General features: G+C 39.7%; 9 protein-coding genes. 5 read left to right on the top strand and 4 right to left on the bottom strand.

Annotated features, from left to right (window positions below):
• Positions 1-66 precede the first annotated feature (66 nt).
• Positions 67-1,062, top strand: a complete 996-nt coding sequence (locus AB5443_RS07035) for a FecR family protein (protein ID WP_022139752.1) — start codon at positions 67-69, stop codon at positions 1,060-1,062.
• 179 nt (positions 1,063-1,241) lie between these two features.
• Here AB5443_RS07035 and AB5443_RS07030 read toward each other — a convergent pair whose 3' ends face one another.
• Genes AB5443_RS07030 through AB5443_RS07015 form a run of 4 tightly spaced genes read right to left on the bottom strand, consistent with a single transcriptional unit; the run spans position 1,242 to position 8,542 of the window.
• Complete coding sequence (locus tag AB5443_RS07030) at positions 1,242-2,423, bottom strand: DUF1735 domain-containing protein (protein ID WP_073345099.1); 1,182 nt, start codon at positions 2,421-2,423, stop codon at positions 1,242-1,244.
• 20 nt (positions 2,424-2,443) lie between these two features.
• Positions 2,444-3,541, bottom strand: a complete 1,098-nt coding sequence (locus AB5443_RS07025) for an endo-beta-N-acetylglucosaminidase family protein (RefSeq protein WP_022139750.1) — start codon at positions 3,539-3,541, stop codon at positions 2,444-2,446.
• Between the two features lie 49 nt (positions 3,542-3,590).
• Positions 3,591-5,228, bottom strand: coding sequence for a SusD/RagB family nutrient-binding outer membrane lipoprotein (locus AB5443_RS07020; RefSeq protein WP_368113540.1), 1,638 nt, complete (start codon positions 5,226-5,228; stop codon positions 3,591-3,593).
• An 11-nt stretch (positions 5,229-5,239) separates the two neighbouring features.
• Positions 5,240-8,542 carry a SusC/RagA family TonB-linked outer membrane protein gene (locus AB5443_RS07015; protein ID WP_368113539.1) on the bottom strand — a complete coding sequence of 1,101 codons (3,303 nt, stop codon included), beginning with the start codon at positions 8,540-8,542 and terminating at the stop codon, positions 5,240-5,242.
• Positions 8,543-8,919: 377 nt separating this feature from the next.
• Between AB5443_RS07015 and AB5443_RS07010 the strand changes: the two genes are divergently transcribed.
• The 4 genes from AB5443_RS07010 to AB5443_RS06995 all read left to right on the top strand — a co-directional run bounded on the left by AB5443_RS07010 (position 8,920) and on the right by AB5443_RS06995 (position 15,851).
• Positions 8,920-10,155, top strand: a complete 1,236-nt coding sequence (locus tag AB5443_RS07010; protein WP_283140004.1) for a site-specific integrase — start codon at positions 8,920-8,922, stop codon at positions 10,153-10,155.
• Positions 10,156-10,317: 162 nt separating this feature from the next.
• Positions 10,318-13,116: a SusC/RagA family TonB-linked outer membrane protein gene (locus tag AB5443_RS07005; protein WP_368113568.1), complete on the top strand. Its 2,799-nt coding sequence runs from the start codon at positions 10,318-10,320 to the stop codon at positions 13,114-13,116.
• Positions 13,117-13,133: 17 nt separating this feature from the next.
• A complete protein-coding gene (locus tag AB5443_RS07000) occupies positions 13,134-14,684 on the top strand; it encodes a SusD/RagB family nutrient-binding outer membrane lipoprotein (RefSeq protein WP_368113537.1) in 1,551 nt (516 codons plus the stop codon).
• 27 nt (positions 14,685-14,711) lie between these two features.
• On the top strand, positions 14,712-15,851 hold the full coding sequence (locus AB5443_RS06995; RefSeq protein WP_044656614.1) for a glycoside hydrolase family 18: 1,140 nt from the start codon (positions 14,712-14,714) through the stop codon (positions 15,849-15,851).

Here is a 15,851-nt window from a genome sequence, read left to right as displayed (position 1 = left end):
ATTTGTGCTGCCAACTGTATTACTACAAAGGTATTATATTTTTTATTGTAAAAAGATTGAATAGACATGGATGAAATAATCTTGTTGAGTTATCTACGAGGTGAATGTAATGATGAGGAAGCTGGACGGGTGGAAGCCTGGTACAAGGAGACTCCGGAGAACCGGAAAATTCTGGAACAGCTTTACTACACTCTTTTCGTAGGTGACCGGGTAGCGATGATGAATGCTGTAGATACAGAGGCGTCATTAGATAAATTCAAGTCGGCTATCCGGGAGAAAGAGAAGAAGGCCAGACGGAAGAATATGTCAATCCGTTGGGGACGTTATAGTACTGTGGCCGCTGCTTTCCTTGCCGGACTCGTTTTTGCGGGCGGAGTTACCTGGGGATTGCTATCCAATAAACTTTCGGATTATGAAGTGCTGACTGTGGCGGGACAAAGGGCGCAGACTGTGCTGCCGGATGGTAGTAAGGTATGGTTGAATGCATCTTCAAAACTGGTTTATCATAATTCTTTCTGGAGCTCGGACCGTCAGGTTGACTTGTCGGGTGAAGCCTATTTTGAGGTAGCTCATAACAAGCGTGCTCCGTTTATAGTTAACAGCAAGCAAATCAAGACATGTGTGCTAGGTACCAAATTCAATGTACGTGCACGCAATGAAGAGAATAGGGTAGTGACTACATTACTTCAAGGTTTGGTTCGGGTGGATTCTCCACGGACAGAGGATAATGGCTATTTGCTGAAACCGGGGCAAACATTGAATGTGAATACGGATACATATCAGGCTGAACTGATTGAGTATAACCAACCTACGGATGTTCTTTTGTGGATTAACGGCAAACTGATGTTCAAGCAACATTCACTATTGGAAATTACCAATGTCATGGAAAAATTATATGATATTAAATTTGTCTATGAGGATGATGCTCTGAAAACAGAACGATTTACCGGTGAATTCTCAACTGATAGCACGCCGGATGAAATTCTTAATGTTTTGATGCATACCAATCATTTCAATTATAAGAAAAACGGACGAGTGATTCGGTTGATAAAGAAGAAATAAAATAGAGATATTTATAGAAGAAAAAAGTGGTTGAGATAGAAGGCATGTCGGGTTAGCTGGCATGCCTTTATTGTTACCCATGAAAATAATGTGAGCCTAGATAAGCACATCGCTCTTTCTACAGTTGATTGAACGATGTGCTTGGTTTAAGAGATTTTAATTCTCTATCTTAGTCTTTATTATTCGGCAGGGAATACAAACATTTTGCCACCGTTATCATCAAATCTGCCTTTCATCGGAAGATTCAGATTATCCTTATCGCCGTCGTAATAAGTAGCCCAGTTCCATATCATAGTATCATCTTCTGTGATTTCACCGGTCTCGTGATTACGTTTTAGCCCGTTACACGGATAGTAAAGCAACAATCCTTTTTCGTCCGGATTTACCATTTTCCAAGTAAATGCTTTGATTTGCTGTTGAGTGCGCGCGATATCCCAGAAACGAACTTCGCGGATATATTCGTTGGCGCCCCCTATCCAGAAACCAATCAGGCCATACTCTCCGTCCCTAATCTCACTGGATGCTACCAGATCGCCATTTACATACACATAAGTTGTTTTACCGTCATACACAAACGTAAGCATATACCATTCATTGGGTTTAGCGGCAAATTTATTCTTCGGAACATCTATTTGAGCAGAACCCGTTTTTATTTGCAATTGATTGGGATCAATGGTTACATCTCCAAACCGAGTGTAAATTTCATCATGAGGTCCGGCATTGGCAACCAGTTTTGTTCCCCCGATAGACCTATTGTTGGCATTGTATGCAGAACGCTTAACCATAGCTTCCATAGTCCATTGTTTCACCTTAAAGTCCTGTGGGAACATTTTGTCACTCTCACTTCCTGAGCCATTCATAAGAAGTACTTTGGTACGCGTACGTTTCTCTAGAATAAGCAACGCTTCTTCTTCACCCGGAATCGGATAGGCAGAGCCATTAGACAAACGGATAGGCAATGCATAATCTCCTTTCAATGAAAATTTCAGATTTTTCAATGAAACCGGTATGGACTGCATAGCCAGATTGGGTTTGAAGTTCATAACAGTCGGTATCTCATACATTTCGGGCGGTAACATCAGATAGGATGTGTTATTCTTCTTGTTGTATTCATCAAGTTGTGTCTGGTCACCAACGATTAAAGGAACATCGAATGCTTTGTCCTCCTTTACCGTCAATCCGACTTTCACATCTTTGATGAAATATTCTCTACCCTCTTCTACGAAAATCTGAATAGGACCCTCAGCGGCAATATATGCACCTTGACCGCTTCCGTTATCTTTTTGAGATTCCGTATATAATTCGTTCTGGCAACCTGCTAGAAGCAATGCACCGAACAGAGTCATAACTATTTTTTTCATTTTTCTTTCTGATTAAAAGTTTATTCAAATTTGCCGGGATAAACCTGGTTACCATAATAAAGAGCAGTTCTCAACCACTTGTAAGAAGGTTCGTTGGCAAAATCATACTCCATGTGATAAGTGCCTATGCCACCGATTCGTTTGCCGCTAGGCAAGTCCATCGTTGCATAATCAAAGAGTTGTGCCCCATTAATATACCTGAATTCAGGACGCACAGAACTGGAATAATAGGTAATGCCACCGGTTCTCCAACCTTGTTCAAACTCAGCTGTGATAATGGTTTTACGCTCCCAATCCTCTAAATGCGGATGATTGATTTTCCTGATAACACTATTTGTATTACTTTCCCAATAAGCCTGATAGATATAATGATCTATTAATTTAGATGTTTCTGTAGACAAAAGATCCGGTTGCCCATCCATTACCAGCATTCTGCCTGCAGGACGTAAACGGGCACTCAAAGTTTCTATAAAGGCTTGCATTTTTGTATTACCTTTCGGGCTTATTTCCTGACCATTAGCTATGGTTCCCGAATGTCCATATCCCGGTTCGTAGTCAATATCAAAACCATCTATATTATATTTCTCAATAGTGTCACAAATAGCATTTGCATAAGCGATACTTCCTTTTACAGGATCACCCTCACCTAGTTCTTCTACCCAGTATTGGTGCATATCCTTACCTTGTGGAGTAATGGCGGAACCAATATCCTGAACAATCCAACAAAGCAGGGCTTTCCCACCTTTTACCTCTTGGAAGAATTTCAAGTCTGCTTTCTGTTCGTCAGATAAGTAACCTCTGGCTCCCCACAGCGAAACAAAGTCTACACTATCGGGCAACATCTTCAGATAATTCTGAGGATTCGTACCTTTACCGGTCCAGTTTCCATACCAGCCGAAACCCTTCACATGAGGAGTTTTACGGTACTCTCTGAGTTGGCGATAATATTCACGTTGCGAAGGCATTAAATCCTCCTCTCCCTGTGCTTCAATAAAAGGGATGTGGCGTGTTATATCTTCTTGTTCGGGGAACGTCACACGCTCTGTCTCTGTCCAATCAGAACAGGCTACAAAGCTCAAAGCTGCAATACCAATGTATAAATAATTGCGTAATCTCATAATATTAATTGTTGTTCATTGATTATTAAAACAAGTAACTGAATGGTTATTACTGGACAGGCCTGCCAGAACGTACCCACCAAAGTTTAGTACCCCCTTTATCCGGACCATTTAGCAAGGTAGAAAGAGACGACATATTAGGGTTGCCCTGATGTTCCTTTGTTGAAAAGCTGAAACGTTCCGGTGTCCGGGCTTTTGCATCTGCACCTATCTTATTGGGTAAGTTGCTGTCAAAGAGATCTGCCAGATAAGGATAACCTGTTCTGCGATATTCCGTCCACGCTTCTACTCCATTAGGATAGAGAGCCAGATATTTCTGAGTAATGATCTGTTGCAATTTTCCTTCTTCCGAAGCAGCGGCATCCCATTTGGGAGAAACGTTTCCGGCAGTGATGTCAAAACCGTAGGGATTAGAATAATTGGAATAATGATAATCACTCGTAGTTAACGCTGCCGGTTTTACACTGCCTTTGCTTAAGTAGGCAGTAGCTGCTGCATCTGTAATGCCCCATTCTTCCATAGACATTTTCACGCCCGCTTCATACAAGTTCTTTACGTCTTCTGTTATCAAGTCATATAATGCCGCTTCAGCTTTTAAGAAATAAGTTTCGGAGGCTCTGAACCAATACAAAGGATCTGCATTTTCCACTTTGGGAGAAGATGCAAATTCGGCGCTATTCCTACCCGTTCCCTGTCCTTGAGTATTGCCAGGAGCAATGCAATAATATCCTTTTATTTCGTTATATGTACCTTGCGTATAGTACTTTTCCAAACGCGGATCGCTATAACCGGTGAGGTAAGACCAGGCCGTGGCGCCCATACGGTTTTCTTTATAATCAATTGTGGCGATTAAAGAATTGAGTAACGGGTACTTGCTTGTATTACCGATTTTAGCTTCGTCAGCTTTGCTTTCAATCACGCCTCCATTCTTAGGGTCCAATGCTTTCGCAATGTATTCCTTTGCTAGAGCTTCATTCACAAAATGAACGCGGACAGCCATTCTCAGCATTAACGAATTGGTAAGTTTCGTCCATTTCACGGGGTCCCCATCATAGATTAAATCATATTTGGGCATAATCTTCGAAGTCGCTTTGTTGAGAATATCTGCACAAGTAGCCAAATCTTTCAGCATAGCCTTATACACATCTTCCTGTTTGTCGAGTGCCGGAGCGATGTCACCGTTTCCTGCATTGGTATATACGATAGGACCGAAACAATCGGTAGCTCTTAACCAACCTGCAACTTTCACTACATTAAATATGGCCATAATTTCTTGTTTCTCAGGCTCATCGCTCGTCCCGATTTTTTGGTATATCTGCACCCAAGGCTGATATACTTTCATGTAAAGCTGTTCGTATGCATAGTTCATTCGATTGTCTGCAAAATCCCAAGTTGCTTCCGTGCCCAACCTCCAGTTGTTATTCATCCCGAAATAACCTATATACTGACCGGATGACATCACGTCTGTAACTGCCAGGTCATTGCCCGGTTCGGTTGTCTTACTCGGCGAGCCGATAGGAATAACCCGCTGTTGCATATCCATCAACTGTGTGCCGTATATCAATCCGCCTGCTTCCAGATCTCCATCCGTCACACCCGTAGTACTTTTATTTATGTCAACATAATCTTCACAAGCAGTTAAGAAACTTAGCGAAAAGATTAATAATAAGTATTTCTTCATTTTCATAATATCAATAATTAGAATCCAAATTTCAAACTAAATCCGTAAGTGCGACTGCTAGGCAACATAAAATAGTCGTAACCTTGACCGAACGTACCGGTTGAAGCAGTTAGTTCAGGATCATATGGAGCTTTGTTGTAAATCATCCATAAATTGGTTCCATATACAGAGAAGTTCACGTTTTTCACCACATTTCCAAACCATTTGTTAGGCAGCGTATAGCCTATGCTGGCTTCCTGCAAACGGATATTGGTAGCTGAATAAACATAATAGGAGTCTAAATCGTAGATTGTTCCATAATAATCTTGCGGCTTCATCTTTATATTACCCAGCATCACGTAGCCTGCCTCCCGCGCATCTGCAGATGCTTTTGATACGCCGAAACGGTCAAGCGTAGCTTGAGTTTTAGAAATCACGTTGCCGCCGATTCTTGCGGTAAACATGACACTGGCATTGATGCCTTTGTAGTTGAATCCATGTCTCCAACCTAGATTCCATTTCGGATTGACTGTGCCAATCTTGAACGGTGTGGTGTTTTCTGTCGCTATGGTCTGTCCGGGAGTGTAAGGGATATAACCTTCATCGTTTTTCTCCACCCGGCGGTCGGCATACAAAGCACCCACTTCACCACCTTCACGAAGACGAAAACGACCGAGTTTGATATCACTCAAATCCATCAGTTCGCCACTGACAGGATTCTTCACGTCGGAAGCCAGTTTCTTTATCTTATTCTTGTTGGAAGTGGCGGTGAAAGTCGTATTGTAGTTAAAGTCACCGAATGTCTGGTCGTAACCTAGCGTCAATTCGATACCTCTATTCTGCACATTACCGGCTTGCACATACATATATTTATATCCGCTGGTTCCCGGCATATCCGCTTTCAACAACTGGTTGTACGTGTTAGACTGATATATCGTAACCCCTAAAGTAACGGTGTTGTTAAACCATCTGGAGTCGATACCCAATTCGTAGGATCGGGTACGTTCTGCCTTCAAATCACTTAAAGGATAATATTCGAAAGGAGCTACTGTACCATTTTCCAGTTTATGGGTAATGGTTCCCGGTGTCAGGCCCGTAAATGGAATAGGAGAACCTACTTCGGTATAAGAACCTCTGATTTTGAAATAGCCTAATACCGGTTGTATGCTTTCACGAAGACTGTTCGGTAAAAGCTCGGTAACGATAGCCGAAAGACCCACCGACGGATAGAAAATCCATTCTTCTTTACTGTTCACCAGTTGCGACGGTTTGTCGGCACGGCCGGTCAGTGTGAGATACAAAGCCGAATTCCATGAAAGCTCTGCCGAAGCAAAAGCTGCGAAGTTTTGTGTACGCGAATCGCCTCCTGTCTCATAAACACTGGCAACGGCTGAATTTACATTTCCATAAGTAAATTTATTGGGAACAAGCAATAAATCGCCGCCATAACCATGACCTTTTGTATCATATTCCTCGAAAGATGCGCCGGCATTGACCGTAGCGTGGTAAATTTGGGCAAATTGCTTGTCGAAGTTTACCATAATATCGGCATATTTCTGTTTATAGAACTCGTTGGAGTATCTATATCGGCCATTGTCTCCCGCAAAGGTGCTGATGGTGGAAGCGTAACGCTTGTCTTCCGATTCGGAATATGTATTATCAATGCGGGCACGACCTGCGACATTCAAGTACTCCGTAATGTCATATTTCAGATTGGCATAGAGCATATAGCGGTCTTTTGCTTCAGGACGCAAGTTGCGATAAGCAATCCAATAAGGATTTTGCACGTCCATACCCATGCCTCCCGGTTGCCAGCTTTGTTTATTATACCCCAACTCATTGTTGTAGCGTTCAAAATATTTTTCACTTTCAAAATTCATCCCTCTCGGATAGAGGTATGCCCCTACTATAGGATTAAAGTATGTACCGAAGGATATCATGTTGTTGTAGAACTCGCGCACATAACTGGCGGATACATCCAAAGTCAGTTTATCCTTTAGAAATTTAGCCGTATTGCGGAATGTTACGTTATACCGATGATATTTGTTATTTTCTACCATGCCGGTAGAGTTGACGGCCGATGCGGAGATATAGGTCTGGTTCTTTTCCGTCCCCATCGAGAGATTAAACGAATTGTTGAATGTAGCTCCGGTATTAAAAAAGTCTCTGGGTTCCCATGAAGACGGTTTTTCCATTTTATCGCCCCAAGAGAAGTAATCACCTGTCAGATTCCCATACGTATTTTGAAATTCCGGCATTACAAAGGGATTTGCGAACTCGACAGAAGAAGATACATTCAGACGCATTGCACCTTCGGTGCCTTTCTTGGTGTTAATCAGGATAACGCCATTAGCGGCATTGGCTCCATACAATGCGGCAGCCGACGGACCTGTCAATACGGATAGGCTTTCGATATCGTCCGGATTGAAGTTAGCGATACCTTCACCGGAAGTTGCTCCGCCGAAACCTGTACCATCTCCGGAACGATCGGCCTTATTTCCGATAGGAACACCATCTACTACATATAATACATTGTTTTGACCTGCAATAGATTTGTTACCACGCATCACAACACGAGTACCACCACCTACACCGGATGCACTACGCTGTATATTTACACCGGCAACTTTACCATTCAGTGAGTTCATAAAGTTGGCATCTTTGACTGCCGTCAAGTCGTCACCTTTCACTTGCTGAACGTTATAGCTCAGTGCTTTCTCAGAACGCTTGATACCCAAGGCAGTAACAACCACTTCATCCAGTGTTTGAGTATCTTCTCCCATTACTATTTTCAGAGGCTGTGCATTGGCCAGCGTGATTGCTTGGGAGGCATAACCAATATAGGATACTTCAAGTACATCACCTTTTGCAGCCTGTATTTTGAAATTTCCATCCATATCAGTAATAGTACCATTTGAAGTTCCTTTTACTAAGACACTAACTCCGATCAACGGTTCACCTTTTGCATCTGTTATAGTACCACTTGCGGCAATTGGTGTTTTTTTCTGTTGGTCTACTTTGATATTTTTAGCAGAAAGTACAATATGGTTATCAACTATTGAAAAACTGGTATTGATACCTTTGAATAATTGATTCATTATATTATTCAAAGACTCTTTTGATACTTTGATAGATATGATGCGATTGATATCGACATCATTTGTGTTATATACTACTGACATTGAAGTTTGCTTCTCAATTTCTTTCAATGCAGTGTTTAGGGGTACTTTTGATAGATTAAGAGTGACCGTTCGTTCTTGCCCATAAACTGAAGCAAAAGACGAAAACAACAAAAGGAAGAATAACAAGTACGGAAACTTGTGTTTTATAATTTCTTTCATCTTATTCTTATTAATTAGAAATAGTTTTTAGATAAAATTTAATAAAACGATAAGTAATATTATCGCTTCCTATACAAAGGTTTCATGTATCTCTGTTTCTCATAATCACTAAATTTAAAGGTTACACTTAAAACATTTTTTCATAAGCGCTTATTCAATAGTAGTACATTTTATATTGCAACCTTACTAAACGAAGATAAGATTTTTTTTGAGAAAAATAAAAAAATCAAATTCTTAATTGAAAATATTACACATAAATATTTGATAAATAGAGTATTATGTATTCATTATAATTAGGCTGATTTATTATCTTTGCATGCGTTTTGCATACAATTCTTATATGCTTAAATTAATGTATAGATATAAACATTTATTTTATGTTCAAATTTTCAAGAGATGGAGTTTCAGTATTAACCATATTAGATACCAGAAGAGCCAAAAAGAGTGGATTGTTCCCTGTTAAAGTTCAAGTAGTATTTAGAAGAAAACAAAAATACTACTCGACCGGAAAGGAACTGTCAAAAGAAGAGTGGGAAAGATTACTAAAAGCTAAAAGTAGGTTATTAACTGAAATACGGTCAGATATTGAAAGCAGCTTTTCTACTATTAAACAACAAGTTAACGAATTGATACAGAAAGGGGAATTTAGCATTGAAGCTTTGAATATAAAGCTAGGAAGGCAAATAAAAGATATGAATTTGCATAGTGCCTTCTACTTAAAGATGAAAGAATTGAAAGATAATGAGCAGGCTAGTACTTATTTAAATTATCAAAGTGCTTTGAAAAGTTTAGAGAATTTTGGTGGTACATATATCCCGTTGGAAAGGATAACGGTTGATTGGCTCAAACACTGCGAGCGTTATTGGCTTTCAGAAGGCAAAAGCTATTCAAGTATCAGTATTTATTTTAGAGCTTTAAAATGTATATTAAATCGTGCGGTACGTGACGGATTTTTAAAAGAATCGTCTTTTCCTTTCGGAAAAAATAGATACGAAATTCCTGAAGGCTGCGGACGTAAACTAGCACTTACCCTCCCAGAAATAAAAAAAATAATGTCATATCAAGACGGGACAAAAACAGTAGAGGAATTCCGCGACCTATGGGTATTTTCTTATTTATGCAATGGAATTAATTTTATGGATTTATTATTCCTTCAATATTCGAATATTGTAGATGGAGAAATATGCTTTGTGCGTTCCAAAACATCCAGAACGACGAAACATAACAAAGAGATACATGCGACCATAACTCCTGAAATGTGGAGAATCATTCATAAATGGGGAAATCCACAATTGACTCCGCAGACATATATTTTTAAATATGCTAAAGGAACTGAAAATGCATTTGAAAGAATCAGATTGGTACGACGTATCGTTACTAAATGCAATAGAAGACTCAAAAAGATAGCTTTAAGTATGGGCATTGCACAACTGACAACCTATACTGCACGGCATTCATTTGCTACAGTACTCAAACGCGCCGGTGCTAAAACATCATATATTTCTGAAAGCTTGGGACATTCAAATTTAGCTGTTACGGAGAACTATTTAGCCTACTTCGAAAAGGAAGAAAGAATCAGAAACGCTCAATTATTAACTGAGTTCAATCTATAGACTAAGATAATGCATGCAAATTGCATGTACAGCCCTTGTCCTTTCATATAGAACAACAAAATGATTTGTGAATAATCAAGAGTGATAAGTGTCCTTCATAGTATCTATTATCAGTTACAAAAGGAATAAACCATATTTATTCAGAAAAAATATTCAAATAAGATACATTTCTCCCAAGCAATCACGCTGGCCAATGCACAGCCTCTGAAAATAGTAATGGGAGAAGATACTCAAACACTGGATGAAGTGGTTGTTACTGCCTTGGGTATCAAGCGTGCAACAAAGGCATTAAGTTATAATGTACAAGAGGTAAAAGGCGACGAAATAACAGTTGTAAAGGATGCTAACTTTATGAATTCGTTAGCTGGAAAGGTGGCAGGGGTTCAAATCAGTAGTGGTGCTACTGGCGCTGGTGGTGCAGCACGTGTCGTAATGCGTGGTATGAAATCATTAACTAAAGACAATAATGCATTATATGTGATTGATGGTGTACCTATCTTCAATACAGGTAAAAGCGGTGGTGAAGGATTATTTGGTGACATGGGTGGGTCGGATGCCGTAGCAGACTTAAATCCAGACGATATTGCTAGTATCAGTATGATGACCGGACCTTCTGCAGCTGCTCTTTATGGTTCTTCTGCTGCCAATGGGGTGGTTTTGATTACTACTAAAAAAGGGCAGACTGAGAAAACTACGATTACGGTGTCTAATAGCACTACTTTTTCCAAAGCATATATTATGCCTGATATGCAGAATCGCTATGGTACAAGCTCTGGATTGTTTAGTTGGGGAGAACTGACAGACCGCAGATATGATCCATCTAATTTTTTTGAAACTGGTACGAATGTTATCAACTCAGTAGCTTTGTCTACCGGGAATTCAAAGAATCAGACTTATCTTTCAGTTTCTACTACTAATTCTGGTGGTATTCTTCCTAACAACTCTTATAATCGTTATAATTTTACAGCACGTAATACTACGAATTTCCTGAATGACAGATTGACTTTGGATATTGGTGCGCAATATATTATTCAAAATAATAAAAACATGGTTTCCCAAGGGCAGTATTATAATCCACTTCCTGCATTGTATTTATTTCCCCGCGGAGATAATTTTGATGAAATCCGTTTGTATGAACGTTACAACACAAATTATGGTTATATGGAACAGTATTGGCCTTATGGAGACGCAAGTTTGTCATTACAGAATCCGTATTGGGTACAGAACCGTATAATCCGTACTTCCGATAAAAAACGTTATATGCTGAACGCTTCTTTGAAATGGAAGGTGACAGATTGGATTAACATCGTAGGACGTGTGAATCTGGACAACTCTGACTATCGGAACAAGAATGAGAAGTCAGCTTCTACATTAACCACATTTTGTGGAGTAAGTGGTGGTTTCGAGGATGCCATGAGGCAAGAACGTTCTTTGTATGCAGATGTTTTGGCTAATATAGACAAGACTTTCGGTGATTTCCATTTGACTGCTAATGTGGGGGCTTCCATTTACCATACTTCAATGGATCAATTGTATTTTGCCGGTGACTTGGTCATTCCGAACTTCTTTCAGGTTAATAATATAAATTTCTCTTCTAATTACAAACCGGATCCTACCGGATATAAAGATGAAATTCAGAGCATTTTTGCCAGCGCAGAATTAAGTTGGAAAAATCAGTTGTATTTAACATTGACAGGACGAAATGACTGGGATTCTAAATTAGCTTTCTCCAAACAAAAATCATTCTTCTATCCATCAGTTGGTTTGTCGGCTTTACTGTCAGAAATGGTTGAACTTCCGGAGTTGATAACTTATGCTAAAGTACGTGGTTCCTATACAGTGGTAGCATCTTCTTTCGATCGCTTCCTTACTAATCCCGGATATGAATACAATAGCCAGACACATAATTGGGCAAATCCAACCGTTTATCCGATGGAAAACATGAAACCGGAAAAAACAAAATCATGGGAAATTGGTTTAAATTTGAAATTCTGGGAGAATCGCTTTAGCCTGGATGCTACTTATTACCGTTCCAATACATTGAATCAGACATTTAAGGTGGATATTCCGTCATCTTCCGGTTATAAACAAGCAATAGTTCAAGCAGGTGATGTGCAGAATCAAGGTATTGAACTGGCTTTAGGATTTAGTGATAAATGGGCAGGTTTCGGTTGGTCTTCTAATGCAACTTTTACTTTAAATCGCAACAAGGTGAAACGGTTAGCTAGTGGTAGTGTTAATCCGGTGACCGGAGAGGCTATTCAGATGGACGAGATGAATGTAGGTTGGTTAGGTAAAGAAAATGTAGCTCCCCGTGTTATTCTGACAGAAGGCGGTTCTATGACCGATATCTATGTATATAACCAACTGACCAAGGATAATAATGGTAATATAAAAGTTGACCAGAATGGTAATCTGGGGATTACTTCATCAAATACTCCAGTGAAAGTCGGCAATCTGGATGCTGACTTCAATTTAGGATGGATCAATCATTTCACTTACAAAGGTATTGACTTGGGGGTTGTGTTGTCCGCACGTGTAGGTGGATTAGCTTACTCGGCTACTCAAGGTATTTTGGATTATTATGGAGTGTCTGAAGTATCTGCTTCTGTCCGTGATAATGGTGGTACGCCCATCAATAATGGTAAGGTTGATGCCCAGAAGTATTATCAGACTATCAGTACAGGTGAAGGTGGTTATGGTCGTTACTACTTATATAGTGCAACCAATGTACGTTTACAAGAATTAAGCTTGAATTATACACTTCCAAGAAAGTGGTTTAAAAATGTAGCAAATGTTACTTTGGGTGTCGTAGGACGTAATCTATGGATGATTTACTGTAAAGCTCCGTTTGATCCGGAATTGTCTGCATCTACTTCCAGTAACTATTATATGAATGTAGACTACTTTATGCAACCTAGCTTGCGTAACTTCGGTTTTAATGTGAAAGTTCAATTCTAAAAGAAAAAGCTAATGTTATGAGAAAATATTTAAGAAATATCACGGTCGGTGCCGCTCTCTTGTTGCTGGCAGGAAGTTGTACTGATAAATTTGAAGAGTATAACACGAATCAATATCAAATCCATGATGCTGACCCGGCTACTCTGATGAAATCTATGATTGAAACAATTGTGAATATTCAGCAGAATGACTCTCAAATGCAAGACCAGATGGTGGGACAGTTAGGCGGTTACTTGTGTTGTTCTAACACATGGAGTGGAACTAATTTTAGTACATTCAATCAAAGTGATGCATGGAATGCTACTCCCTGGAATACTCCGTTTGAAAAAATATATGGAAACTTTTTTCAGATACAAGAAGCGACAAATTCTACGGGACATTATTATGCTTTTGCTTGCATGATACGTGCCATAACAATGCTCCGTGTTGCAGACTGTTATGGACCGATGCCTTATAGCCAAGTGAAGAAAGGTAATTTTTATGTTTCTTATGATACTCAGGAACAGATCTACACAAATATATTAAGTGATTTAGCCAATGCTGCTGACGTTCTGTATAATTATTATGTAGAGACTAATGGTAATGCACCATTAGGAGCTAATGATCCTGTTTTTGAGGGAAATTATTCCGGTTGGGCGAAATTGGCAAATTCAATGCGCTTACGTGTTGCAATGCGAATTAGCGGAACATGGCCTGGTATTGCTAAGGAAGCGGCTGAAGCTGCAGTAATACATAAAGCTGGCTTGATTGAAAGTAATTCGGACAATGCCATGCTTTCTTGTGGAACACAAAGTAATCCATATCAGCTGGCCGCTGTCAGTTGGGGAGATTTGCGGGTGAATGCAAATATTGTAGATTATATGAACGCATATGATGACCCGCGTATGTCGAAATTTTTTAATAAATCTACTCTTACCGGAAAAACAGATCAATATGTAGGTATGCGTACAGGCGATGCTGATTTTAAAAAGGCAGACGCAGCAGGTTTCTCTATTCCTGCCTATACGGCAACTTCTAAATTAATGGTTTTCTGTGCTGCTGAAACAGCTTTTTTACGTGCTGAAGGAAAATTGCGTGGCTGGAATGTAGGCACTAAAACGGCAAAAGTTTACTATGAAGACGGCATCAATTTGTCTATGGAGCAGTATCAGGTTTCAGCTACCGAATATCTGAAGATAGATGAAGCTCCAGTGGTATCACATGAAAGTGACGCTGTACAAAACGCTACTGCTACGATTACTAATACCGTTAGTGTGAAGTGGGATGATAGCGAAGTTGACAATGTAAATGGGAAGAATTTCCAGCGTATCATTACTCAAAAGTGGATTGCCAATTATCCACTGGGACTCGAGGCATGGGCTGAATATCGTCGTACAGGCTATCCGGAACTTTATCCTTGTATCGACAATTTATCTGACTGTGGCGTGAGCAGCCAGCGTGGTATGCGTCGTTTGAGTTTCCCTTATACAGAGGCGCAGAATAATAAAGCCAATTATGATCAAGGGGTTGCAGAACTTGGCGGTGCTGATAATGAAGCCACTGATCTGAAATGGGCGAAAAAGAACTAATTTATATAATGCATAAAAAGGACTTTTATGAAGAAAATTTATTTATTATACATTGTACTCATATCATTGGCAACAACATCTTTGATAGGTTGTAGTGATTGGACGGAGTCGGAACCAAAAACTTTTCCGGAATCAATCGTGTCAGATGAATATTATGCAGCTTTAAGGGCTTATAAAAAAACTGATCATCAAGTTGCTTTCGGTTGGTTCGGTGGTTGGAGTGGTGAAGGTGCTTTTATGAAAAGTTCTTTAGCCGGTATTCCTGATAGTGTAGATATTGTTTCTATTTGGGGAAATTGGTCGAACATAACAGAAGCTCAAAAAAAAGATCTACAATTTTGCCAACAAATTAAAGGAACTCGTTTTACTATGTGTTTTATTATCAGAAGTGTGGGCGATCAAATTACTCCGCAGAATATTCGTGATAATTGGGAAAATATGGGATTTTCATCCGAAAAAGAAGCTGTAAACGATTTTTGGGGATGGCCTTCCGATGAATCAAATAAGGAAGCAATTGAAGCATCCATTCGCAAATATGCAAGTGCCATTGCCGATACAGTAAACAAATATGGTTACGATGGGTTTGATATCGACTATGAACCCAATTTCGGTAATCCTGGTAATATCGTAGACGAAGATGATAGAATGTTTGCATTCGTTGATGAGCTAGGCAAATATTTCGGTCCGAAATCAGGAACCGGCAAATTATTAGTTATTGACGGTGAACCACAGAGCATAACGGGTAGACCTGAAGTCGGGCTATATTTTGACTATTTTATCATTCAGGCTTACAATGACAGCAGTCCTGGTAGTGATTCAAAACTTGACAAACGTCTTATTACAGGTGGTGTGGCAGGTGCAGGGCTTGTTCAAACATATAGTAGTGTCATGTCTGAAGAACAAATTACAAAGATGACCATCATGACCGAGAATTTCGAGGCTACCGACGCTGCTATGAACGGCGGATATGATTACACTGATCGTTATGGTAATAAAATGAAATCTCTCGAAGGAATGGCGCGCTGGCAACCAAGTAATGGTTTCCGCAAAGGTGGTGCAGGAACCTATCATATGGAAGCAGAGTATGGAACTTCACCTGAATATAAAAATATACGTCATGCTATTCAAATCATGAATCCCTCATCACATTCATTACTTAAAAATTAA

This window comes from Bacteroides sp. RTP21281st1_H5_RTP21281_210402 (assembly GCF_040918965.1).
Lineage (GTDB): Bacteria > Bacteroidota > Bacteroidia > Bacteroidales > Bacteroidaceae > Bacteroides > Bacteroides congonensis.
The sequence above is the reverse complement of the archived record's forward strand: the minus strand, read 5'-3'. Positions and strand labels throughout refer to the sequence as shown.